General features: G+C 42.2%; 22 protein-coding genes. 6 read left to right on the top strand and 16 right to left on the bottom strand.

The features are described 5' to 3' along the window. Positions 1–5: 5 nt before the first annotated feature. The 16 genes from IL356_RS18865 to IL356_RS18790 form a co-directional block, all read right to left on the bottom strand. On the bottom strand, positions 6–398 hold the full coding sequence (locus tag IL356_RS18865) for a curli production assembly/transport component CsgF (RefSeq protein WP_121847945.1): 393 nt from the start codon (positions 396–398) through the stop codon (positions 6–8). After that, entirely contained in the window at positions 399–1163 is a 765-nt protein-coding gene (locus IL356_RS18860; RefSeq protein WP_121847946.1) for a CsgE family curli-type amyloid fiber assembly protein, read from the bottom strand. Between the two features lie 20 nt (positions 1164–1183). Beyond that, complete coding sequence (locus IL356_RS18855; protein WP_121847947.1) at positions 1184–1711, bottom strand: hypothetical protein; 528 nt, start codon at positions 1709–1711, stop codon at positions 1184–1186. Between the two features lie 82 nt (positions 1712–1793). After that, the gene (locus tag IL356_RS18850; protein WP_121847948.1) at positions 1794–2813 is read right to left on the bottom strand and encodes a hypothetical protein; all 1020 of its coding nucleotides are present in this window, start codon (positions 2811–2813) and stop codon (positions 1794–1796) included. A 601-nt stretch (positions 2814–3414) separates the two neighbouring features. After that, on the bottom strand, positions 3415–3966 hold the full coding sequence (locus tag IL356_RS18845) for a hypothetical protein (protein ID WP_121850619.1): 552 nt from the start codon (positions 3964–3966) through the stop codon (positions 3415–3417). A gap of 152 nt (positions 3967–4118) precedes the next feature. Further along, positions 4119–4388 (bottom strand): TIGR03643 family protein, encoded by a 270-nt coding sequence (locus tag IL356_RS18840; RefSeq protein ID WP_121847949.1) that lies wholly within the window; start codon positions 4386–4388, stop codon positions 4119–4121. Positions 4389–4487: 99 nt separating this feature from the next. Continuing rightward, positions 4488–5033, bottom strand: a complete 546-nt coding sequence (locus IL356_RS18835) for a hypothetical protein (RefSeq protein ID WP_121847950.1) — start codon at positions 5031–5033, stop codon at positions 4488–4490. A gap of 24 nt (positions 5034–5057) precedes the next feature. Further along, a complete protein-coding gene (locus IL356_RS18830) occupies positions 5058–6563 on the bottom strand; it encodes an alkaline phosphatase D family protein (protein ID WP_205601278.1) in 1506 nt (501 codons plus the stop codon). A gap of 9 nt (positions 6564–6572) precedes the next feature. Then, positions 6573–8018: a BNR-4 repeat-containing protein gene (locus IL356_RS18825; protein ID WP_205601279.1), complete on the bottom strand. Its 1446-nt coding sequence runs from the start codon at positions 8016–8018 to the stop codon at positions 6573–6575. Beyond that, complete coding sequence (locus IL356_RS18820; RefSeq protein ID WP_121847951.1) at positions 8008–8796, bottom strand: DUF6090 family protein; 789 nt, start codon at positions 8794–8796, stop codon at positions 8008–8010. The genes IL356_RS18825 and IL356_RS18820 overlap by 11 nt, the downstream gene beginning before the upstream one ends. Before the next feature lie 156 nt (positions 8797–8952). Next, positions 8953–9531 (bottom strand): NAD(P)H-dependent oxidoreductase, encoded by a 579-nt coding sequence (locus IL356_RS18815; protein ID WP_121847952.1) that lies wholly within the window; start codon positions 9529–9531, stop codon positions 8953–8955. A gap of 96 nt (positions 9532–9627) precedes the next feature. Further along, a complete protein-coding gene (locus tag IL356_RS18810; protein ID WP_121847953.1) occupies positions 9628–10209 on the bottom strand; it encodes a Crp/Fnr family transcriptional regulator in 582 nt (193 codons plus the stop codon). A gap of 346 nt (positions 10210–10555) precedes the next feature. Then, positions 10556–11545, bottom strand: coding sequence for a hypothetical protein (locus IL356_RS18805; RefSeq protein WP_121847954.1), 990 nt, complete (start codon positions 11543–11545; stop codon positions 10556–10558). 333 nt (positions 11546–11878) lie between these two features. Beyond that, positions 11879–12619 (bottom strand): subclass B1 metallo-beta-lactamase, encoded by a 741-nt coding sequence (bla, locus tag IL356_RS18800; protein ID WP_121847955.1) that lies wholly within the window; start codon positions 12617–12619, stop codon positions 11879–11881. 189 nt (positions 12620–12808) lie between these two features. Further along, positions 12809–13426, bottom strand: coding sequence for a ribosome biogenesis GTP-binding protein YihA/YsxC (gene yihA / locus IL356_RS18795; protein ID WP_240467930.1), 618 nt, complete (start codon positions 13424–13426; stop codon positions 12809–12811). 66 nt (positions 13427–13492) lie between these two features. Beyond that, positions 13493–14257 carry an alpha/beta fold hydrolase gene (locus IL356_RS18790; RefSeq protein WP_121847957.1) on the bottom strand — a complete coding sequence of 255 codons (765 nt, stop codon included), beginning with the start codon at positions 14255–14257 and terminating at the stop codon, positions 13493–13495. Between the two features lie 244 nt (positions 14258–14501). Here IL356_RS18790 and mraZ point away from each other — a divergent pair, with 244 nt between their 5' ends. From mraZ to mraY, 6 genes are read left to right on the top strand one after another with little or no spacing between them, the layout of a single operon-like run. Then, positions 14502–14972 carry a division/cell wall cluster transcriptional repressor MraZ gene (gene mraZ / locus IL356_RS18785; protein ID WP_121847958.1) on the top strand — a complete coding sequence of 157 codons (471 nt, stop codon included), beginning with the start codon at positions 14502–14504 and terminating at the stop codon, positions 14970–14972. Further along, positions 14962–15861, top strand: a complete 900-nt coding sequence (rsmH, locus tag IL356_RS18780) for a 16S rRNA (cytosine(1402)-N(4))-methyltransferase RsmH (protein WP_121850622.1) — start codon at positions 14962–14964, stop codon at positions 15859–15861. Before mraZ ends, rsmH begins: the two co-directional genes overlap by 11 nt. Positions 15862–15873: 12 nt before the next feature. Next, positions 15874–16200, top strand: coding sequence for an FtsL-like putative cell division protein (locus IL356_RS18775; RefSeq protein ID WP_121847959.1), 327 nt, complete (start codon positions 15874–15876; stop codon positions 16198–16200). 2 nt (positions 16201–16202) lie between these two features. Beyond that, on the top strand, positions 16203–18209 hold the full coding sequence (locus IL356_RS18770) for a penicillin-binding protein (protein WP_121847960.1): 2007 nt from the start codon (positions 16203–16205) through the stop codon (positions 18207–18209). Then, on the top strand, positions 18206–19669 hold the full coding sequence (locus IL356_RS18765) for a UDP-N-acetylmuramoyl-L-alanyl-D-glutamate--2,6-diaminopimelate ligase (RefSeq protein ID WP_121847961.1): 1464 nt from the start codon (positions 18206–18208) through the stop codon (positions 19667–19669). The genes IL356_RS18770 and IL356_RS18765 overlap by 4 nt, the downstream gene beginning before the upstream one ends. Positions 19670–19718: 49 nt before the next feature. Continuing rightward, on the top strand, positions 19719–20939 hold the full coding sequence (gene mraY / locus IL356_RS18760; RefSeq protein ID WP_121847962.1) for a phospho-N-acetylmuramoyl-pentapeptide-transferase: 1221 nt from the start codon (positions 19719–19721) through the stop codon (positions 20937–20939). Position 20940: the final 1 nt, after the last annotated feature.

Raw genomic sequence — 20940 nt, 5'->3', positions numbered from 1 at the left:
AATGCTTAGTTGGGTACGATAATTTGAGTCTGTTCACCGGTATTAGTGTCTAAAATATTTACCACAAGGCCTTCGGGCGATTCGAATATTTCGAGCAAAAGGTCGCCTACATTAAAAGTGCCGGGCTGTAGCCCCTCACCCAGTTCAGAACTGAAAACGGAACGGGTCAACTGCCCGAGAAGTTGGCGGTTAAGACTTTCTTGAAAATCTTGTAGCTCAGAGGTTTCATCACGAAGCCCCTGATTGTTGGTGAACGAGTTCTGCGCATTGGCCGAACTTAACAGAAATTGGTAGTTAAAGGTGTCACCGCCAAAATTCGGATTCTTAGGCGTGTACACCAATTGTTGGGAATAGGCAGATATACTGAATAAAAATAGTACGAAGGTGAGTGTTTTCATTTAGTATTGAATTGTATTTTGGTTAATGGCCTTGGTTTGAATAAAATATTGGTGAACCCTGGCAATCGATTGATTGACCATTTCATTTATATAGCTGCTTCTAGGGTTGAGAAAAAATTGAACCACTAGGTTGTCACCGGCATAAATTTTAATTTGGGTATTGCCCCCGATGGCCAATACTTCATCGACTTTCACGATTTCATTTCCTTTAATATTGTTGTTGTTATACTCTAGATAGAACTTTTGGTAAAAGTCTCTTCCTGGTTTGGTCTTGGTGTTTTCGAAAACCATGCCTGTCATTAAATCAATATCTTGACTTACGGTCCTGCCATTTTCTTGAAGAATGCTGTTTTGCTGAACCACTTTCGGTTTCATATCGTCTTCCCCATCAAAGCCATTGATGACCAAACGGTCTTTTCCGATGGCCTTTTCATCCTCATAAATAAGAACAAAAACAACTGTTCTTTGGTCTTCTTCCAAGGCCAGCGAAGCCTTGCTAATATTTTTTCTCTCACCTGGTTCAAGAATAAAGTACTGCTCGTCTTCATAGGTTTGGTCGCTGTTCTTAACAATCATGGCTCGGTATCGAAGGCTTTTTTTAAGGGATGTCTTGTTATAGGCCGAGAAAACGATGTCGGTCAAAATATTCTCTGATTCAATGTTGATTTCAGCCTCTACCTCATTGTTGAAGATTTGTGCACCAACGCTGCTGCTTAAGAGTAAGCACAATAAAAATATAGAACTGATCAGTAGAGAATTTAGCATGGGGGAGGCAGATGAATGGTCTAGTTGGTATTTCTGATGATTAAGCTTTGAGAGCCCTCATTCATGGTAATCTTCATTTTGTCGGCAATGCTATTTCTACCGTGAATGACTAGATTTTGGTTGTTGCCTTTTTGTTGTATGTTTCTTTCTATAAGCTGTTTGTTGTCAAAAAGATTGTATTCCAATAAAAGATTGTTATTGCCCTGTTGAAGGGCCGTATAGTCAATGAATTCGGCTTTAAGATTGAGATCAATAATATTTGAATGGCCATATTGCTTTAATTCAATATCAGAAACTTGCGATTGGGCCGATACATTTGTGTTATTATTATTGCCTACTTGTACAATATAAACCCCTTTGTTGACCACATTTATGTTGGCATTGCTTACCACCTCATTAGACTGTTGCGAATAATAATTTAATTGTTGTGAATGCGAACTAAAGTTAGAAGGGGTAATGTCACTTTCTTTTTTAATAATTCCTTGAGCTATCAATGAGTTATAGAGTAGAATGGCCAAAATAAAGGTTAGAAGTTGGTTTGGTTTCATACGCTTCTAATTGTAAAAGGTGAAAAACTACGGAACATGTTGATGTTCCGTAGTTGATTGATTCAAAAAATCTTATAGTGTTTTAGTTTGATTGCATTACAATAGCAGTGGTATTACTGTTAACCATGGTTTGGTTAACTAAGCTGTTGTTCCCATTGCCATTTTGAGTTACCAAAATAGAAGCATCGGTAGTTCCAATTTGATGGGCTCTACTGATATTTCCATTGCCGTTTTGCTGTAAGGTTTTAATCAAACTAGTTGATGTGTCTACGTCTTGCGAGGTGTAACTTCTGTTTCCATTACCATTCTTTTGGGTGGTATAAATTTCGTTTGATATACCATCTTGGTCTACAGATGAAAAGTTATCATTACCATTTTGAGCAATTGAAATCTTGTTGTAGTTACCTTGCTGAGAAATCACGGACTTGTTATCCATTCCGTTTTGATTAACTTTTGTAGATAACATTTCTCCGAAGGCTGGTTCCCCAAATTGCTCAACCTCAGACATATTTCTTCTGCCTACCTGATCAATATCTATGATACTGCTCGAGGAGGTTTGACGGATTTTTGAGTTGTTGGCACCATTGTTCGAATTGTCTCCCGATTGGGTTACATAAATTTCGTTGCCAGACCAACTTTGCCAAATGGTTGAACGGTTGTCAGAATCGTTTTGCTGAACTTTGATTGAGTTGTTATAACCGCCTTGAACATCTACCTTAGAGTTATTTCGATTACCTATTTGGTCTACATCTGTTTTTGATAGACCTCCGCCTTGTTTAACTAAAGAGTTATTCTCTTTTCCTTTTTGGTTTACGTCAATTGTGATGCCGGTAGAAGTAGAACCATTGTTCCATATATCACCCTGATCCACTGTGGATTTATTACCCTGACCTTGTTGTTTGATTTTAACGGTGGTAACTGTTCCATTGGTGTGAGACTGAACTCCAATCTGTTCAACATTAGATTTGTTTCCATTTCCGGCTTGGTTGACAGTGACCAAAGCTCCTCCAGTTGCATTCGCTTGATTGATTTCGCTACTGTTTTGAGCCATAACGAAAGACCCCATTGCAAGTGCCATGGCACTTAAAACTACTTTTTTCATAAAGATTGAATTATTTATTAGTATTTGGTTAAAATGCGTGTTTGGTCGTTTTTCATTAAAATGAAAAAAGTATGCTTCAGGTATCTTCAAGTCAAAAAATAGCACTCGACATCAGCCAACCTGACGAAAAATGTATGCGTTGATAAGCCGTTCAAATTACTTGAACCTATAGGGGGAAATCTAAAAAAGGGGGAGGGGAAAAATGAAAGACAGTTATTCTTTTTTATGTCGTTTCATGTGGTAATGATAGACACATAAATTAGCATTTTGCGTGCATGATCGATGAAATACAGAATTTAATTGTCCAATTAAATAAATGACGGTTTTTTCCTTCGAGATATGATAAATTAGTAAGAATTTGAAACTCTAAAATTTAACAATATGGCAGTTTAAAGGGGTTTAAAATCAGATAATTTAATTTTTAAATAATGAAATTTTTCAAATTGATAGAATTGTTAGGTTTTTGTCAATTTTAAAAAAGTTGAGATTTATGAAGAAATACTTCTTTGAAAGAAACGCTTATCTTATAATTTTTTCAATAGAATATCACTAGACGGCAATGGTCTCGAGAACAAAATTTCAGGTGTTTTTTCTGAAAATATTAGTTGAGGGGAAAAGTCGCCCCAAAGGCCATGGCTCCACAAAACTGTCTGGCTTGGGGGTGCTCGTAATAGGTGAGTCCAAATTCAAAATTATGGTGTCTTCCGATTTTTAATCCGATTGACCAAGGAATATGATATAATACCCCGTTCTTTAGGAGAGAGGTGTTAGGAGTGACTGTTTTGAAAGACCCAAAACTGGCCCCGACCCCAATTTCCAAGAAAGGGGCTACCCATGGTATGGGCGCCGTAAATCTGCTCTTGCCGCCAATTAAAAAAGCGTTCGATGATGATTTGTACGAATTGTAATAAACTTCATCTGACTCATCGGTCTTTGTCAAGATAATACCTGCATAAGGTCGAAGCTCTAACCATTTACTATGCCGCAGAACATATTCGCCCTGTAAATAAAAACCACTTCCAGAAATATCGATGTCTTCACTAGGATAGGTATACCCAAAACCTATGGAACCCGAAATGGCCTTTTCTTTTATAAACTGTGCGTTGAGGGTGTAAAATGGCAGAAGAGCAAATAATAAGTTGAGTTTTTTCATTGAGTTGACCAAAAGTTGAATTGAGGTTGCTTTTAGCAAGGGAATGTACATCGGGTAGTTAGGGCACAAAAAACTACCCGTCGAAAAGGGAATAATTCAGATGAAATGATGATGCCAAAAAAGACCTTTAAAACGGCTGTCAGAACAAGGGGTTACCTCTTCGAAATCTTATTGTTTGAAATAGATTTTTGTCTAGCACTCTTAAAACGGGTGATGTTATCATTTCGCTTTTTAAGATGTTTGCTGCTGGTGCCACTGTTCACCCGCTTGCGCCAAAGCTTAAAGGAGTTTGGTTTTAATTCCCGGCGCATTAGTTTGATAACATCGGCTTCCGAGAGTTTAAATTGAGCTTCAATGGCCTCGAACGGGGTACGGTCTTCCCAAGCCATTTCAATAATTCTATCCAGTTCTCTTTCTGTCATTTCATCCTATTATGTATCAAAAATAGGATAATATGATAAGTCCGATAGGCGCTATGGTTTCGAATGATAGCGTAATCAATCAAGCGGATTAGAAATTTATTAAGGAATGGAACTCACCTCACTGAACTTCCATTTTCCATTGATTTTCTGAAATTGAAAGCTGTGCTGCATACCCTCGTGCTCATCGGTTGGTTCTATAGTAGTAACCAATATTTCATAAATCTCCATCTCATCTTCATTCAGATGATGGTAAATAGTCTCGTTCAACCGTAGAATTTTGAGAAAAGAGGGGGTGAAAAAGCGATTCAGGTCTTTTTTAACAAAGCTGTCGGCAGGTATATAAATAAGGTCATCATAGAGTTTATCGTACCAAAGGGAGTCTTTTTCGCTCAGACTTTCCAATTGCCTTTGTTCGGTCGGGGTGTTTTCCAAACATTCGTAACACCTGATTTCACTGGCCGCAAAGTCAAGAAATTTTTCTTTATTTCCTGATTCTACTACTTCTAGAAATTGATGCCAGGTCTTTTCTATTTCTGCATTTTCAGGCTGGTCGTTCGCGTTCTTATTTTCCTTGCAAGAAACACTGATTAGCATACAACAAATGAGTACTTTCCAAAACCTGCCTACGAATAATTGACCTTCCATTCTGAGAAATTTAAGGCTATAAATTTACTTTTTTAAGGGAAGCAATGCATCATACCCCAAAAAGTGTTCCTCTAAAATGGTGCCAGACTCGTCTATCAACCTAAAGGTGACCTTGGGTTGTTCTGAGGTTGCAGTAAATGTGAATTCGCCGAATGCCTTGAGGCCAAGTCCCTCATATCCGAAGAGTTGATGCGAGCTATCTTCTGCCATGGCTGGTGGGCCTGGAACACCTCCCATACTGGCAACTTCAAATTCATAGAACCTAAAACCTGATGGCCTGGGAATAGTAAAGGCCCTAGCCCCATGTCGGTCGCCACTGATCAGTAACACACCAGAAATACCCTCCGATTCTATGAGTGAATAGATTTCTTCCCTGGCCGCAATATCCCAAGTGCCCCAAGAATCTTTGGCCTTGGTTACATAATCGCTCCACATGGTGCCGCTTGAAATCACCTTGAAAGGGGCGGTAGAATTCTTTAACACCTCTTTGAGCCATTGCAATTGACTTGTGCCCAAATAAGAACCATAATCACCTCTTTCATCTAGGTTTCGACAGGATCGGGTATCGAGCATGATTATTTCTACCTCTCCAATTCGGGTATTGAAATAGATGCCATCACCTATGGTGGTGGGGTTGTTCCAGTTATTTTGCCAGATAAATCGAAGGCTATCCCTATCCGCTTTGGTTACCCCTTCTGGAATACCGCTTAGGTCGTTGTTGAGGTAGTCGTGATCGTCCCAACTGGCATAAAGCGGAATTTTCGAGGCTAACTCTTGCCATGCCGGCGAAACATCCCTGAGCAAATAGTCCGAACGATGAAGCCCCCAATGCGTATCGCGGTCGTCTACTGCCAAATCGCCCAATAAAAGCATGGCCAGCGGTTTTCTGTGGATGATGGAACGGATGAGATTAGGATTGTGCAAACCAATCTTGTGAAAACCAGAGGCAAATGTGATACGAACAGTCGATTTTTGACCCGACTTAGGGGCCGTTAGAAAAGAACCATGGGATATTACCCTGTCATTTGTAGATATATGATAGTCATAGTGAGTAGCTGGTTTCAAACCATCAAGAACTATTCGCTCTACTTTTCCCGGTCTAATTGGTTTTAATTCAAGCGCCCTAATATCGGTTCCTTTTTGCGTGTTCACTTTTATTTGCAGAATATTGGTGTTAGCAGGGCGTAACCAAAGTGTTACTCTTTCGGCCTGTACATCGCCCAACATAGGTCCGCTAATTAAATCAATATGGTTTCTTTGGGCCGCTTCGATAATTCTGTCGTCTGTGAAAGCGACTGTATCGTTCTCGAAAATGGCCCGTGCCTCTAGATAGAATTTTTTAATAGAATCGGAAGGAGGCATGTAGCTCTCGAGTAGTAGGCTATCGATTTTTTTATCGCCCTTGTGAGCTTGATTTAGCGTGATTTCGTGACGGGCTTTGATGGGTTCAAGCCTTTGGCCGACTGCCGATGCAAACGAAAGCAGCATAAAGCTTAGGCCGAGGCAATAAAGTTTAGAAAAATATTTCATGGGGCCAGTTTAATTGATTTTAAGGGGAGCTTCATTCTCCTGTTGCATCTCGTAAGGTAACTGCCATACATTGCCCTCCCAATCTCCGAAATAAAGGTGCGATTGACTAAAATTATGCGAATCGCCATCCGCCCAAAAAAAGACAAAAGGAGCTTGATAATTCACCGGTTTTCGCACATACGAATGACTCAGTTGGCTGTTTTTGGTAATCACTTTTGTTTTTGACCAATTGTTTCCTTGGTCGGTCGATGACCAAAGGGCAATTTCTCCACCGACGCCCCATTGTTGCGGACCGATTTCAGTAGGCCCTGCTACCATCCATCTATCATCCTCGATATATAAACTACCCATGTCGTAATTATGGTCTGAAGTTGTAATGACGGTCGTTTGCCAGTTTTTTCCGTTCCATTTGGTGACGCACCATTCGTAAGGTACGCTGCTAGGGCCCGGTTCAAAGCCATTACTTCTAATGTACAAACAGACCGGGTTACCGTACTTGTCAAAGGCCAAGTCTTTCATGTACACATTTTTGCCGGCTTTCGCGTAGTTGATGACACGTGCCGAAGTTCTTTTTTTCTTCATGGGTATTTTCACTTTTTTACCCTTGGTATTTTTCCAGCTTTTGCCGAAATCGGTAGATTCTACATAATACAGGTCTGTGCGCTTGTCTACGTTTCCTTCTGGGTGTCGATTGAAAAAAGTACCTACCTTTTTACCTTGATAAGTGCCACTGACCTGATAATGGCCCGACCTTTCTCCCCTAGATTCAGGTATAGCTGCCAATAACTGGTCTTCCGTCCAGTTTGTACCATCCTTGCTAGATTCAAAGAATAGCTGCCGCACACCCTCGTATTTGGTGAAAAAATTAAAGAAACCATGTTGTGTGAACCAAGGTTGCGGATAGGTCATTTCCTCTTCCGTAATTTGTTCGAAACTGGAAATGTCATAAGGCTTCGTGCTCTTGTATTTGTAACCTGGCCGCTGCTTGCCCCTTCCGCTTACGAATACCCAGATATACCCCTTGTCATCCAACAATAGGGAAGGGTTGTCGTGGGGGTCGTCTACTCCGTTCTTATCGTGAACAATGGTAGGTTTGCTTACTTTTTTGGTACCATGATCAAATTCCCCGATCATGCAAAGTAGGTAACGTTGCTTTGCCGATTTGGTGCCTCCATACACAAAAAAGGTTTTGTTCACTTCTTTTGAATAGATGGCCAATGGGGTATGTTTGGCGGTATAGGTGCCTAAGGCTCCTGAATACTTATCGCCGTACTCGTATTTTTGGTTTAGTTCAAACCAGATGCCGCGATAACCATCTACTTTTTTATGGGCTGCTGGCTCCTGTGCATAGAGGGACGAATAGAAACCAAAAAGAACGAATACCATGAGCAGGCCGCAATAGGTTATGTCTGATACGGATTTCTTTTGAACCAGAATCTGTGTGTTACTCTTCATCAATCTCATTTTTGAGCAAGTTGAGAATGGCATCCAGTTCTTGCATTAAGGGCAGATAATGTGTCTTTTCGGTAGACAGGCTGGTCGAATGGAACATAAGCACATTGTTCTCAAAAGCCAAAGACTGCAAAAGGGATAAATTACTGACCGTAGCATCTTGTTCGTTTAGGGTGAGACCGTTATCGGCATTGGTCTGGGCGAAGATGGTTCGAATGCTGTATCGGTCGGTTCTGAACATATCGAGCACTTTGACCCGCTGTTCGCCCAATTCAAACTCTTGTCGCGCAATATCCTCCATGGTGGCTCCCCAATTGGTGAGAAGTATGCGTAACCCGTCGTTGGAGATATCTTTTAAGCTGCCCGAATTGATCATTTCGTTCAAAAGGGAATTGTTGGCATTGAACGAGATATCGAATGCAAAGGAGTTGAACAACAAATTGGAAAATTCTTTTTCTGACAGGGCGCTTTCTGCTTGGTTGGTATGCTCCAATATCTTTTCTGCGTTCGTGTAATTTTCTTGGTTGACCTTGATGAGCTGGGTGAGTTTTGATTTACTGGTTTCGAATTCATTCTGAAGGCCCCGCAGGTAGGTCTGTTCTTTACGCTCTAGAATATTGCGCTGTTGATTATTGTTGATGGCGACCGCTATTAAAATACCGATGACTACGAGTACGATCTCGCCAATGGCGTAGATCAAATATTTGCTCAACTTGTTGGCCGTACCGTTGGGTGCGTTTTCTGAAAGCAGTTTTTGGCGGAGTTTTCTAAAAATCTTCATAGTAGGTGTTGGTTGGTCGGGCAAAAACAACCTTCACGTAATAGCGGGGTATAGAATAGGAGGGTCGTTCTTACCTAGGAAAGATAAGAAAATAGCCCGTACCAGATGACTATGGACTTCTTCCTTTAAAAACTAGATTTCGGAATGCAGCCTATTTCATTTATTGCTTTCTCCCATTCGTTCTACTTTCTCCAACCATCTTTGCCTGAACTCGTCTTTGGAAAGCCGTATTGGGCCTATCGCGGTAATTTTTACCGATTTCACCCCTACAAATTGCATCGTAAGTCTTTTCATGGCCTTGTGCGATGGGCTGCCGTAAACGAGTCGGTAGTACCAATTGGGCTGATCCATCGTAGAAATGATACGCACGGTTTTTCCAGTTAGGTATTTGTCCCACCAAACGGAACCTTCCCTTTTCTTGAACGCAAAGCCTGGCAAAAGTACCCTGTCTAAAAATCCTTTCATAAGGGCGGGTACCGAGCCCCACCAAACCGGATACACCCATACCAAGTGGTCTGCCCATTTTATTTGCTTTTGGGCCTGCAACAAATCGGGCTCCAGTTCGGTGCGCTTTCGGTAGCCGAACTGAAGGTTGGGGTTAAAGTGAAGGTCTCGAATGTTGATGAGGGCGATTTCGGCGCCCGACTTTTGGGCTCCTTTTAGATAAGCCTCGGTCAGGGCGGCATTGTAACTTTCGGCATCGGGGTGGCCGTTGATAATCAGTATTTTTTTCATGTAAAAGCAGGTAGTGCAGTTGAGCCGGCAGAAGCCTTGCACAACTCTAATTTTTACAAAGTACCGCTCTTTGATCGCCAATTCATTTGATATACATCAAATTCCGTTTTTCGGTTTGCGAATGCGGCTTAAGGTCTCTAGGGTAATCCCGAGATACGAGGCGATATGGGTGAGCGAAATTCGGTTGGTAATATCGGGGTACATGTTCAGCAAGTGGCGATAACGGTCTTCGGCCTTGTTGAACTGTATGGCATTCAATCGATCGCACAGAAGTAACATGGTTTCGGTTACTACCTCTCTCATAAAACGTTCGAATTCATGATGCTTTTGGGAAACTTCGTCTAGGCTTTCTTTTGAGAACTCTAGAACGGTGGCATCTTCTAAAAATTCTAGGCAATGCGGACTCGGCTTTTCGCTAAAAAAGCTGACAATAGGTGCCATAAATTGATGTTCAAAAGTAAACCAATCAGAAATGTCTTTTCCGTCTTTGAGATAATAGGCGCGACCGCAACCTTCTACAATTAGATAGGCCCTTTTGGCAAACTGCCCTTCCCGCACGACGATATCGCCCTTTTGATACGATTTGATCTGTGTATGCGGTAAAAAGGCCTGCCAACATTCAGGTGGTAGGGGCGTATAACTTTTTTCAATCTGTTGGATTACTTTTTCAATGTTCATAGGGAAAACCGTAGAGGTTAAATACTCCGATAAAAATAACTAGAAAATAATAGGAGCAATATTCTAGATTCTTGAATTCTACCATATTGAACCTATTATTTCTGAAGTAACAATTGTATGCGAAATAGGAGGTATAATGGTCAAAAAACCTATGAGATAAAACGAAAGACTAAAATTTTAATGGTTTTTCAATATTAAGGCCTTTGGCTCGGCTTTATTATGGAATAAGAAATTTGTATCCAATACTTAACGTTAGTGGTATATGTAAAAGGATTGAGCAAATCGCGGTACTGAAATTAAGATAGGAAATAGAACTAGTTTGTGCCCCAGCTCCTCTTCTTAATAATTAATCTTCTAATTCTACTTTTGAAACCTCCTTGAATCCTGTTGTTTTAACAAACTTCATGTTATAGACAAAATTTTGCATACTATCAGAAGGGTCAATGGTATCTAAGTTCAATTTTTGTATAGTCTCTGGTGGAACAATAACTGATAAAATTGCTTTTTCTTCCATATGCCCTGTCTTGGTGTTAAGCAACTCTGCCATGGCATTTACCCTTACATATTCAACTGGCAAATAAGCAAAAACTTCTCTGGCAATACGGATAACCGCACTACAAATATGGTCTTGGTAAAGCTCATTATATTTTGACTTTGCCATATTTTTCTTAGACAATTTTCCAGTTGAAGTCTGCCGCAACTCATAATCTGGAATAATATCTAAACTATTAACATGAAGATTAATATCAATTAAATTTTCTTCAAACTTGAAATCTAATTTCGAACCTAACTCCCCAATATCAGAGAATGGGTCGAAATAGAGTAAAGCTTCTTTATAAGCTTCAGGATTCTTTTGATCAATTCCATCAGAGATATTTTGAAGCCTTGTCCAATCATTTAATTCTTGCTTATATTTTTCAAAGTTAAGATCATTTTGTTTTCGGTCTTTTTCCGATGCTAGGTTAATAGCGTCTTCCAATCGTGTTATTTTCTTTTTGGATGAACCAAATATTGTATCAAAAAGTGATGGTCTGAAATTTTCAAGTTTAGTTTTAGCTTTAAGCTCATTTTCCCATTCCTCTGTTGGTTTAAGAGGTTTAGGGTGATTTTTAATTCTATTCCAATCCACCGATTCGGTACAGTTTTTATGAACGGATTGCAGAATTTCGACATAATTGTTATAGTCTTCTACAGCTTGACTAGCATCCGCTAATGCTTGAAGTTTCTGTTGTTCTTTGAATCTTTTTGCAGCTTCTCTATTCCTTCTTTGCTGTTCTCTTTCTATTCTTCGAACGGTTGCGCCATACGACCTTATCGCTCCTCTTAAAGTTGCCATTTATTTTTCAATTATTATAAGCAGTTTTGATTATAAATATTTACCTCAATCATCGCCTGGCTATAAATAAATACTAAAATGAAAGTACTAGCTCCATACCAAATATTCTATAACTCAGGTTCTAAGAACTTATGCTTGCCTAAAAATACCACATCACTTTTCCATTCCTTTACAGAAAAGCGTAGTCGGTAAAATCTTAAACTTAGGGGAAGTAAAAACCTAAAAATAGTGTTTTTTATAATTCAAAGCCAAAGCAATTCGCTAACCCTCAAATTGAGAGGTATTGGCTCGGGTATTATCAATATAGGGCAACTTTTTGAGGCTTTGTTTACATTAAGGTTCTTGAAAAAGTTGAGCGGTATAATCCAATAATTCAATGCCTCCCGGATTGCCATGCCCGGGAACCACGATTTTTAGTTGCGAAAAGGTGCTTTTTATTTTGAGAGCGGTTGTGCTCCATTCTGCAACATTGGCGTCCCCCAAATAACCTTTGGTGGCATCCATTTCTTTTACGAGGCATCCGCCAAACAGCAGTTGGTCTTCGGGCACATAACTGACGATATTGTCACGGGTATGGCCTTCGCCCAAAAACTGGTTGATGATGCTTCCATTTCCCACTTGCAGTTCAAAATGGTCCTCAAAACCGTTCTGGGGCACTTGATTGCCTTCTTTTTCGGCCAGTTGCAAGGTCAAGTAGTTTCCGTAAGAGGGAATGCCTTTTTCGTGAAAGGCCTGCAGTCCGCCCACACAATCATCGTGAAAATGGTTGGCGATAACGGCCTTCAGTTGTTTCTTCCGCGTGTCGGTAATCCATTCAATCAGTTCTTCGCTTACCTTGTTTTCCGTTGGGGTATCGACCACGACCGCTTCGTTTCCGTTCATATAGATGAGTCCGTTACAGGCTACTTTTCCAAAAGAGTCGGTTTGCAGGTAAGAGATGTGCATAAAGCTTTTGTCGCTTAACGGCACGATTTGCAGGGTCTCACTGGTATAGGCATACGGGGTTTTGGTTGACTTGCAAGAAGCCAGCACGAAAAAAGATAACAAAAGCAATGAAGCTATTCTTTGGCGCATGGGTAGTATTCTTTTCATAAATATAGGCGAATACCATTCAAAAAAGAGAGTAAAAGTGTGGTGGCAAGACATTTTTTATTGTCAAAGCAAGACCGGCAATGCCCAATGTAAAGGAAATTAAAAGTCTGAACCTATCAAAAAGGGAGGAGTGTTGAACCGACTGTGAACAGCTTTTGGGCCCCACAGAGGTTACTTTTGAACCGCCTTGAAAAAATCGAGGTTGATACCATCAATGTAGGCCAGTAGCTCGTCGCGGCCCATACCTTTTGACGATGAGGTAACGAAATACGCAGGGGCTTCTTCCCAAGCGCCTTTTTCTAGCTCTTGAAGGTATTCGGTCACATGGCGCTGAATGGCCCCAGGCTTCAATTTATCGGCCTTGGTGAATATAATGCAGAAGGGTACTTGGTGCTCTCCGAGCCATTCCATAAAGTCCATATCAATTTGCTGCGGACTGTGGCGAATATCGACCAATACAAAGGCGCAGACCAATTGTTCGCGCTGGGTAAAATAATCGGTAATGTATTTTTGAAAGGTCTTTTTGTCTTTCTTTGAGACACGCGCGTAGCCATAACCGGGCAGGTCGACCAAAAACCAATTTTCATTGATTTTAAAATGGTTGATAAGCTGCGTTTTTCCGGGTCTGCCAGATGTTTTGGCCAAGCTTTTACGTTCGGTAAGCATATTGATCAACGATGATTTGCCCACGTTACTACGGCCGATAAAGGCGTATTCGGGCAAGAGCTCGTTGGGGCACTTGGCTACCTCTGAATTGCTAATTACGAAATTGGCCGTTTTTATATGCACGTAAATTCTTGTTTGTGTGGTTTTTTCAGGCCGAGTGTTGGCGTGTTTTAGTCAGAAAGTAGATACTTAAAAGCCTCGCTTCTCTAACCAGCTGTCTAAAATATCGTTGAATTCTATGGGGTGCTCCATCATAGGTGCATGTCCGCATTTCTCGATCCAAAAGAGGTCTGAGTCGGGCAGCAGCTCATGAAAAAGATTGGCTACATCGGGTGGGGTCACGTTATCGTCTTCGCCCCAGATGATACAGGTAGGGGTTTCCATAGTGGGCAGGTCGTTCGCCATATTGTGGCGAATGGCACTTTTGGCAATGGCCAATGTCTTGATGATTTTGTTGCGGTCGTTAACGGTCGCGAACACCTCGTCAACTATTTCTTTGGTCGCCACGGCGGGATCATAAAAAACGGCCTCGGCCTTCTTTTTGATGAACTCGTAATCGCCCCTGCGCGGGTAACCGTCGCCCATGGCACTTTCATAAAGCCCGGAGCTTCCGGTAATGACCAGTGCCTTGACCATTTCAGGGTACATTTTTGTGTGTAAAAGCCCGATATGCCCGCCTAATGAATTGCCCAACAGAATAACATCGTTCAAGCCTTTGAACTCAATGAAACCTTCTAAAAACTTGGCGAATTGCTTCACGTTGGTCTTTAGCATGGGCATGTCGTAAATGGGCAGCTCGGGTACAAGAACCTTATAACCTTTTTTCGGGAAAAAATCGGTAACACCTTGAAAGTTGCTGAGCCCACCCATGAGCCCGTGCAATATAATGATAGGGGTTCCTTCCCCTATCTCCATGTACCGGTATTTTCCTTCCTTAATAATGTTGTCTTCCATTCACGGTGCTTATCATCGTCGGCCAAAGATAGGCATTTCCAACATATGCACATACGTTATGCCGAGCCGTAAAGTAACCAAATTTGTCTCTTTCCCACAAAACCATCGCCCACAAAACCCATGCTTGTTGGGTTTATGATATGCACAAAAGCCACAATTTATCAACAAAGTGGTAATTTGTGGTAAAATGTGGTAATAAAATTTGTAGTTTTGAGTTATAGTACTGAAAAACTAGCCATTTAGCGTGATCAATTTCATTGGAACATACGATTGTAAAGCCGATGCCAAAGGTAGGATAATGGTTCCGGTTGCGCTAAAAAATCAGATGTCGCCCATTCTGAACAAGGGTTTTGTTATCAAAAGGTCGGTCTTTCAGCCCTGTTTAGAACTGTATCCGATGGATGAGTGGAATCTGCTCATGGCGAAGGTGAACAAGAAGAACAGGTTCAAAAAAAAGAACAACGATTTCATTCGTCGTTTTCAGGCGGGTGTTAAGGTGGTGGAGGTTGATGCTGCAGGAAGATTGCTCATACCAAAGAACTTGGTAGATGTGGCAAATATTACCAAAGAGGTGGTGCTTAGTTCGGCCATCAATATCATAGAGATTTGGGACAAGGACAGTTACGAGCAAGTGCTTGAAGATACGGCGGAAGATTTTGCCGCTTTGGCCGAAGAGGTCATGGGTGAAGACGGAGACGATGAAGATGTATCATAACCCTGTTCTATTGCAAGAGTCCGTTGATGGGCTGGCCATCAAAGAAGATGGTGTTTATGTGGATGTCACCTTCGGTGGAGGCGGGCACAGCAAAGAAATATTGAATCGATTGGGAAGCGAAGGAAAGCTTTTCGCTTTTGATCAAGATACCGATGCACTTGAAAACAAATTGAACGATGGGCGGTTTACGCTGATCAACGCCAATTTTAGGTTCATCGCACAGTATTTAAAGTTCTATGGCATTCGGAAAGTAGACGGAATTTTGGCCGATTTTGGGGTTTCGTCGCATCAGTTCGATAAGGCCGAGCGCGGTTTTTCTACCCGCTTTGATGCCGAACTCGATATGCGAATGGACCAAAGTAGTGAGCTGTCGGCCTATCAGGTGGTCAACGAATATGAGTTCGATGATTTGCGCAGGTTGCTTTTTCAGTACGGCGATTTGCGAAACGCCAATGCCATTGCAAAGACCTTGGTAGAGCGTAGGGAAGAGGCGCCCATTAAAACTACTGAGCAGTTGAAGCAGGTGTTGGGCCGGTTCTTGCCCAAAGGGCGCGAGCAAAAGATACTGGCGCAGATATATCAGGCCATTCGCATTGAGGTGAACCAAGAGATCGCGGTCATCGAAGAGTTTTTGCTTCAGACGCCCGATTTATTGGAAGAAGGAGGACGGTTGAGTATCATCAGTTACCACTCGTTAGAGGATCGATTGGTAAAGCGGTACATCAGGGCCGGACAATTTGAGGGCGAGCCCGAAAAAGATTTCTACGGAAATATCTCGGTGCCCTTTAAAAAAGTAGGCCAGTTGGTAACACCGTCTGCAGACGAAATAGCCCAGAACAATAGGGCGCGAAGTGCGAAACTGCGCATTGCAAAACGAATAAAAGATTAAAAATAGATACAAGTGAAAAACGGATTGTTGAACATACTCAGAGGTAAGTTTTTGGTGAGCGGCGATGCACCGAAGCATTGGCTGTTTATCCTGTTCATATCCTTTTTGGCAACGGTCATGATCGGTAGCTCGCATAGTGCCGATAAAAAGGTGCACCAGATTGCCGCACTTAATGAAGAAGTAAAAGAACTGCGCAGCGAATTTGTCGATGTGCGCTCCGATGTGCAAAAGTTGAAACTTGAATCGACCGTGTTGGAAATTGTGGCCGAAAAGGGCCTTTATCCTCCGGCCGTTCCACCTAAGCAAATCAAGGTAAAATCTAACCAAGAAGAAGAGTAATAGTGGCTGTTACCGAGAAAAACATATTGAACCGACTCTACTTTGTAGTGGCATGCCTGTTTTTGTTTGCCGGTGCCATCTTGTTCAAATTGGTGAACATTCAAATGGTGCAGGGCGACAAGTACCAAGAGATGGCCATGCAGCGTACCGAGAAGATGTTTACCATCGCTCCGAATCGCGGTAATCTCTATTCCGATGATGGTAGTCTTTTGGCGACTTCAGTTTCACGGTACACCATTCGTTTCGATGCCGTTACCGTGAAAGATGCCGACTTTAAAGAAAATGTGGTGCCTCTTTCAAATGCCTTGTCGCGCATGTTGGGGCAATCGCCATCGCATTATCAGCAATTGCTTCGCAAAGCAAGGGTGAACAAGAACCGCTATGCGTTGATTGCGAGAAACCTCGATTATTCTGAATATATGGCGGTTAAAGAGTTTCCGCTTTTTAATAAAGGTCCGTATAAAGGTGGTTTGATCATCGAGCAAAAGACCGTTCGTGAGCACCCGTTGGGCAAGATTGCCGAAAGGAGTGTCGGTTACGAGCGTGTCGATGAAAACGGCTATTATACCCGTGTAGGTCTCGAGGGTGCTTTTGGGGAGTACCTGAGAGGAGTAGAAGGCAAGAGGTTAAAGCAAAAAATCGCCAAGGGTCAATGGAAACCTATCGGGTGGGACAATATTGTAGAACCAAAAGATGGGTATGACGTTATTTCCACCATCGATATCAACATTCAAGATATTGCCCATCACGCTTTGTTGGGCCAGTTGGAAAAGTACCAGGCCGATCATGGTTGTGTCATTGTGATGGAAACCGAGAGCGGTGAGGTGAAGGCCATTTCCAATTTAGGCCGAACCGAAGGCGGTAAATACTATGAAAGACTGAACTACGCGGTAGGTGAATCGCATGAACCCGGTTCTACCTTTAAGCTGATGACCATGGTAGCTGCCTTGGAAGACGGGGTAGTTGACACTACTGATGTGATAGATACCCACGACGGTACCTGGAAAATATACAACCACCGTGTGCGCGATTCGAAATGGGGCGGGTATGGTAAGATTTCTTTTGCCAAGGCTTTCGAGGTTTCTTCCAATACGGCCTTTGCGCAAGTGATACACAACGGTTACAAAGAGAACCCCGATAAATTCGTGAACCGATTGATGTCGATGAACGTACACCGTGAACTCGACCTACCTATTAAGGGCGAGGGCAAGCCTGTATTGCGTTCCCCGGGCGATAAAGGTTGGTCAGGTTTATCATTGGCCCAAATGGCCTATGGGTACGAGGTATCGATGACACCTTTACAGACTTTGACTTTTTACAATGCCATTGCTAACGATGGTGAAATGGTAAAGCCACGCTTGATCAAAGAAGTGCGCGAGTGGGACCGTACCGTGCAAAAATTCGATAAAGAAGTAATCGATAATTCTATCTGCTCGCAAGAAACGGCGTCCAAAGTGCGCGATTTGCTCAAAAACGTGGTAGAGAAAGATTATGGTACCGGGCATAAATTGTATTCGCGCAATTTTTCAATGGCCGGAAAAACCGGGACTGCACAGAAGAACTACGTTTCTAAAGACCCCGACAAGCTCAAGTATATATCGACCTTTGCCGGTTACTTTCCTGCCGAGAACCCAAAATATTCTTGCATCGTTGTCATTCACGAGCCTGATAAAGGGGTCGGTTATTATGGTGCCGATGTAAGCGGACCGGTATTTAAATCCATCGCCCAAAAAGTATATGCCTCCAACCCTTTGATAGATGAGGTGGAGATGGAAGAGGTCGAAGATGACCGTTTGGAAAACAACTATCAGAAATACTACGCCGAAGCGCAAAAAGAATATCGCAAAGTGCCCAATGTAAAGGGTATGAGCGGCATGGATGCCATATCCATATTAGAGAATTTAGGTCTTGAAGTAGAGGTCAAAGGCAACGGAAAGGTTAGAAAGCAGTCCGTTTCGCATGGTACCGACATACAGAAGGCGAAGAAAATAACCCTAGAACTATCTTGAAGCTTTTAAAGGACATATTATACGGTGCGGGGCTAACCGCAGTGAACGGGTCTACAGATATTCTGGTGAACGAGATTCAATTCGATTCTCGAAAGGTCGCTATGGACGATGTTTTTGTGGCCATCAAAGGTACCATTACCGATGGGCATCTGTACGTTCAAAAGGCGGTCGACCTAGGCGCGAAGGCGATAGTTTGTGAAAAGCTTCCTGAATTATTGGTCAATGGGATAACCTATGTTGAGGTCTCCGATGGTAATACGGCCTTGGCGGTTATGGCTTCCAATTTTTACGGCAATCCCTCCAAAAATTTAAAATTGGTAGGTGTTACCGGTACGAATGGTAAAACGACCATTAGTAGTTTGCTATACCAGTTGTTCAAAAAGGCTGGGTATAAAGTGGGGCTGTTGTCGACCATCAAGATTATGGTAGATGACGAGGTTTTTTCCACCACCCATACCACACCTGATGCTCTGGTCATCAATAAGCATTTGGCAATGATGAACGATGCCGGAGTAGAGTTTTGCTTTATGGAAGTGAGTTCGCACGGTATTCATCAAAAACGTACCAAAGGCTTGGTTTTCGAAGGTGCTATCTTCACCAATCTTTCGCATGACCATTTAGATTACCATAAGACTTTTGCCGAATACCGCGATACCAAGAAAATCCTGTTCGACGAATTGCCTAAAAAAGCGTTTGCGCTGAGCAATATCGATGATAAGAACGGTTCTGTTATGTTACAGAACACCAAGGCTAGAAAGCTTACTTATGCCTTGAAATCGTTCGCTGATTACCGCGGGCAGGTACTGGAAGCACAGTTTACCGGGCAGCTTTTAAAAATTAATGAATATGAATTCTGGACCAAGCTGATAGGTCATTTTAATGCCTATAACATGCTGGCCATTTATGCAACGGCGGATCTCTTGGGGCTTGAGACCTTGGAGACCTTGCGATTGTTGAGCGAACTGAACAACGTAGATGGGCGCTTTCAATACTATATATCTGCCAATAAGATTACGGCGATAGTGGACTATGCCCATACACCGGATGCACTTAAAAATGTGCTCGAGACAATCGGTGCGTTGAGAACTGGAAATGAACGCGTCATCACCGTTGTGGGGTGTGGTGGCGATAGAGACAGCTCTAAGCGTCCGGTTATGGGTCATATCGCGTCTGAGATGAGCAATCAGGCGATTTTTACTTCCGATAATCCTCGGAGTGAATCGCCTGGTGCCATTATCAGAGACATGGAGGCCGGGGTAGAGCCTCAGAACGTCAAGAAAATTTTATCGATTGAAAATAGGGAGCAGGCCATTAAGGCGGCCTGTCAAATGGCCGATTCCGAAGACATTATTTTGATTGCAGGAAAGGGTCATGAGACCTACCAGGAAACCAATGGAAAGCGAATCGATTTTGATGATTTCAAGATTGTGAAGCAACAGTTGGACAACCTAAACAAATAACCGAACCACCAAGAATAAAAGCAGCGAACACCGAGAAACCTGAAACGATATGTTGTACTATTTGTTCGAATTTTTGGAAAAAGAATACCAGTTGCCCGGGGCAGGTCTATTTCAGTTCATGACCTTCAGGGCGGCTATGGCCATTCTGTGTTCATTGCTCATTGCCACGGTATATGGTAAGCGTATCATCCTATTTCTGCAAAAGCAACAGATTGGCGAGAGTATTCGTGATTTAGGTCTAGATGGTCAAAAGCAAAAGGCCGGAACTCCGACCATGGGCGGTTTGATTATTATCATGTCCACACTTATTCCTGTACTGTTATTCGCCAAACTCGAGAATATTTACATCCTCCTTTTGATCGTAACCACGATTTGGATGGGTTTTATCGGTTTCACCGATGATTACATCAAGGTTTTTAAGAAAGATAAGCAAGGTCTTAAGGGTCGTTTTAAAATAATGGGGCAAGTAGTGCTAGGCCTTGGTGTAGGGGCTACCCTGTACTTTCATCCGGGGGTGACCATGAAAGAAGAGAGTAGCAGCATCATAACTGAAAACTTTACCGTTGAATCGGTAGAGGGGCAAGAAATAAAATCGACCAGTACTACGGTGCCATTTTTCAAGAATAACCAGTTAGAGTATAGCGATTTTATCAGTTGGGCCGGTGAAGGTGCAACCAAATACGCATGGTTGGTATTCATACCCATTGTCATATTAATAGTTACCGCCGTTTCGAACGGAGCCAACCTTACTGATGGTATCGATGGTCTGGCTGCGGGTACTTCCGCTATCATTGTATTTACCTTGGGCATTTTCGCATGGGTATCGGGTAATATTATTTTCTCCGATTACCTCGATATCATGTTCATTCCGAATTCAGGTGAGTTGGTGGTTTTTATTACCGCTTTTGTTGGGGCATTGGTGGGGTTTTTATGGTACAACGCATTTCCCGCCCAAGTATTTATGGGCGATACCGGTAGCTTGACTATTGGTGGTATTATCGCCGTTATCGCCATTATCGTACGCAAAGAACTGTTGATTCCCTTGTTATGCGGAATCTTCTTTGCCGAATCGCTTTCGGTAATGATACAGGTAAGTTACTTCAAGTACACACGCAAAAAATTTGGTGAGGGCAGACGTATTTTCTTGATGTCACCCATTCACCATCACTATCAAGTGAAAGGATACCATGAAAGTAAGATTGTGACCCGGTTTTGGATTATAGGAATTCTCTTGGCCATTCTTACGATCGTGACATTGAAGATTCGCTAAG

The organism is Euzebyella marina, assembly GCF_014855515.1.
Classification (GTDB): Bacteria; Bacteroidota; Bacteroidia; order Flavobacteriales; family Flavobacteriaceae; genus Euzebyella; species Euzebyella marina.
This window is presented reverse-complemented; position numbering and strand designations above follow the sequence as displayed.

What these genes read in the sequence shown, in the direction of transcription:
- IL356_RS18810 (WP_121847953.1), bottom strand. Translation starts at nt 10,209, where the DNA reads ATGAACATTGAAAAAGTAATCCAACAGATTGAAAAAAGTTATACGCCC.
- IL356_RS18825 (WP_205601279.1), bottom strand. Translation starts at nt 8,018, where the DNA reads ATGAAGAGTAACACACAGATTCTGGTTCAAAAGAAATCCGTATCAGAC.
- IL356_RS18805 (WP_121847954.1), bottom strand. Translation starts at nt 11,545, where the DNA reads ATGGCAACTTTAAGAGGAGCGATAAGGTCGTATGGCGCAACCGTTCGA.
- mraY (WP_121847962.1), top strand. Translation starts at nt 19,719, where the DNA reads ATGTTGTACTATTTGTTCGAATTTTTGGAAAAAGAATACCAGTTGCCC.
- IL356_RS18850 (WP_121847948.1), bottom strand. Translation starts at nt 2,813, where the DNA reads ATGAAAAAAGTAGTTTTAAGTGCCATGGCACTTGCAATGGGGTCTTTC.
- bla (WP_121847955.1), bottom strand. Translation starts at nt 12,619, where the DNA reads ATGCGCCAAAGAATAGCTTCATTGCTTTTGTTATCTTTTTTCGTGCTG.
- IL356_RS18815 (WP_121847952.1), bottom strand. Translation starts at nt 9,531, where the DNA reads ATGAAAAAAATACTGATTATCAACGGCCACCCCGATGCCGAAAGTTAC.
- IL356_RS18840 (WP_121847949.1), bottom strand. Translation starts at nt 4,388, where the DNA reads ATGACAGAAAGAGAACTGGATAGAATTATTGAAATGGCTTGGGAAGAC.
- IL356_RS18865 (WP_121847945.1), bottom strand. Translation starts at nt 398, where the DNA reads ATGAAAACACTCACCTTCGTACTATTTTTATTCAGTATATCTGCCTAT.
- IL356_RS18830 (WP_205601278.1), bottom strand. Translation starts at nt 6,563, where the DNA reads ATGAAATATTTTTCTAAACTTTATTGCCTCGGCCTAAGCTTTATGCTG.
- IL356_RS18790 (WP_121847957.1), bottom strand. Translation starts at nt 14,257, where the DNA reads ATGGAAGACAACATTATTAAGGAAGGAAAATACCGGTACATGGAGATA.
- rsmH (WP_121850622.1), top strand. Translation starts at nt 14,962, where the DNA reads ATGTATCATAACCCTGTTCTATTGCAAGAGTCCGTTGATGGGCTGGCC.
- IL356_RS18835 (WP_121847950.1), bottom strand. Translation starts at nt 5,033, where the DNA reads ATGGAAGGTCAATTATTCGTAGGCAGGTTTTGGAAAGTACTCATTTGT.
- IL356_RS18820 (WP_121847951.1), bottom strand. Translation starts at nt 8,796, where the DNA reads ATGAAGATTTTTAGAAAACTCCGCCAAAAACTGCTTTCAGAAAACGCA.
- IL356_RS18860 (WP_121847946.1), bottom strand. Translation starts at nt 1,163, where the DNA reads ATGCTAAATTCTCTACTGATCAGTTCTATATTTTTATTGTGCTTACTC.
- IL356_RS18845 (WP_121850619.1), bottom strand. Translation starts at nt 3,966, where the DNA reads ATGAAAAAACTCAACTTATTATTTGCTCTTCTGCCATTTTACACCCTC.
- IL356_RS18855 (WP_121847947.1), bottom strand. Translation starts at nt 1,711, where the DNA reads ATGAAACCAAACCAACTTCTAACCTTTATTTTGGCCATTCTACTCTAT.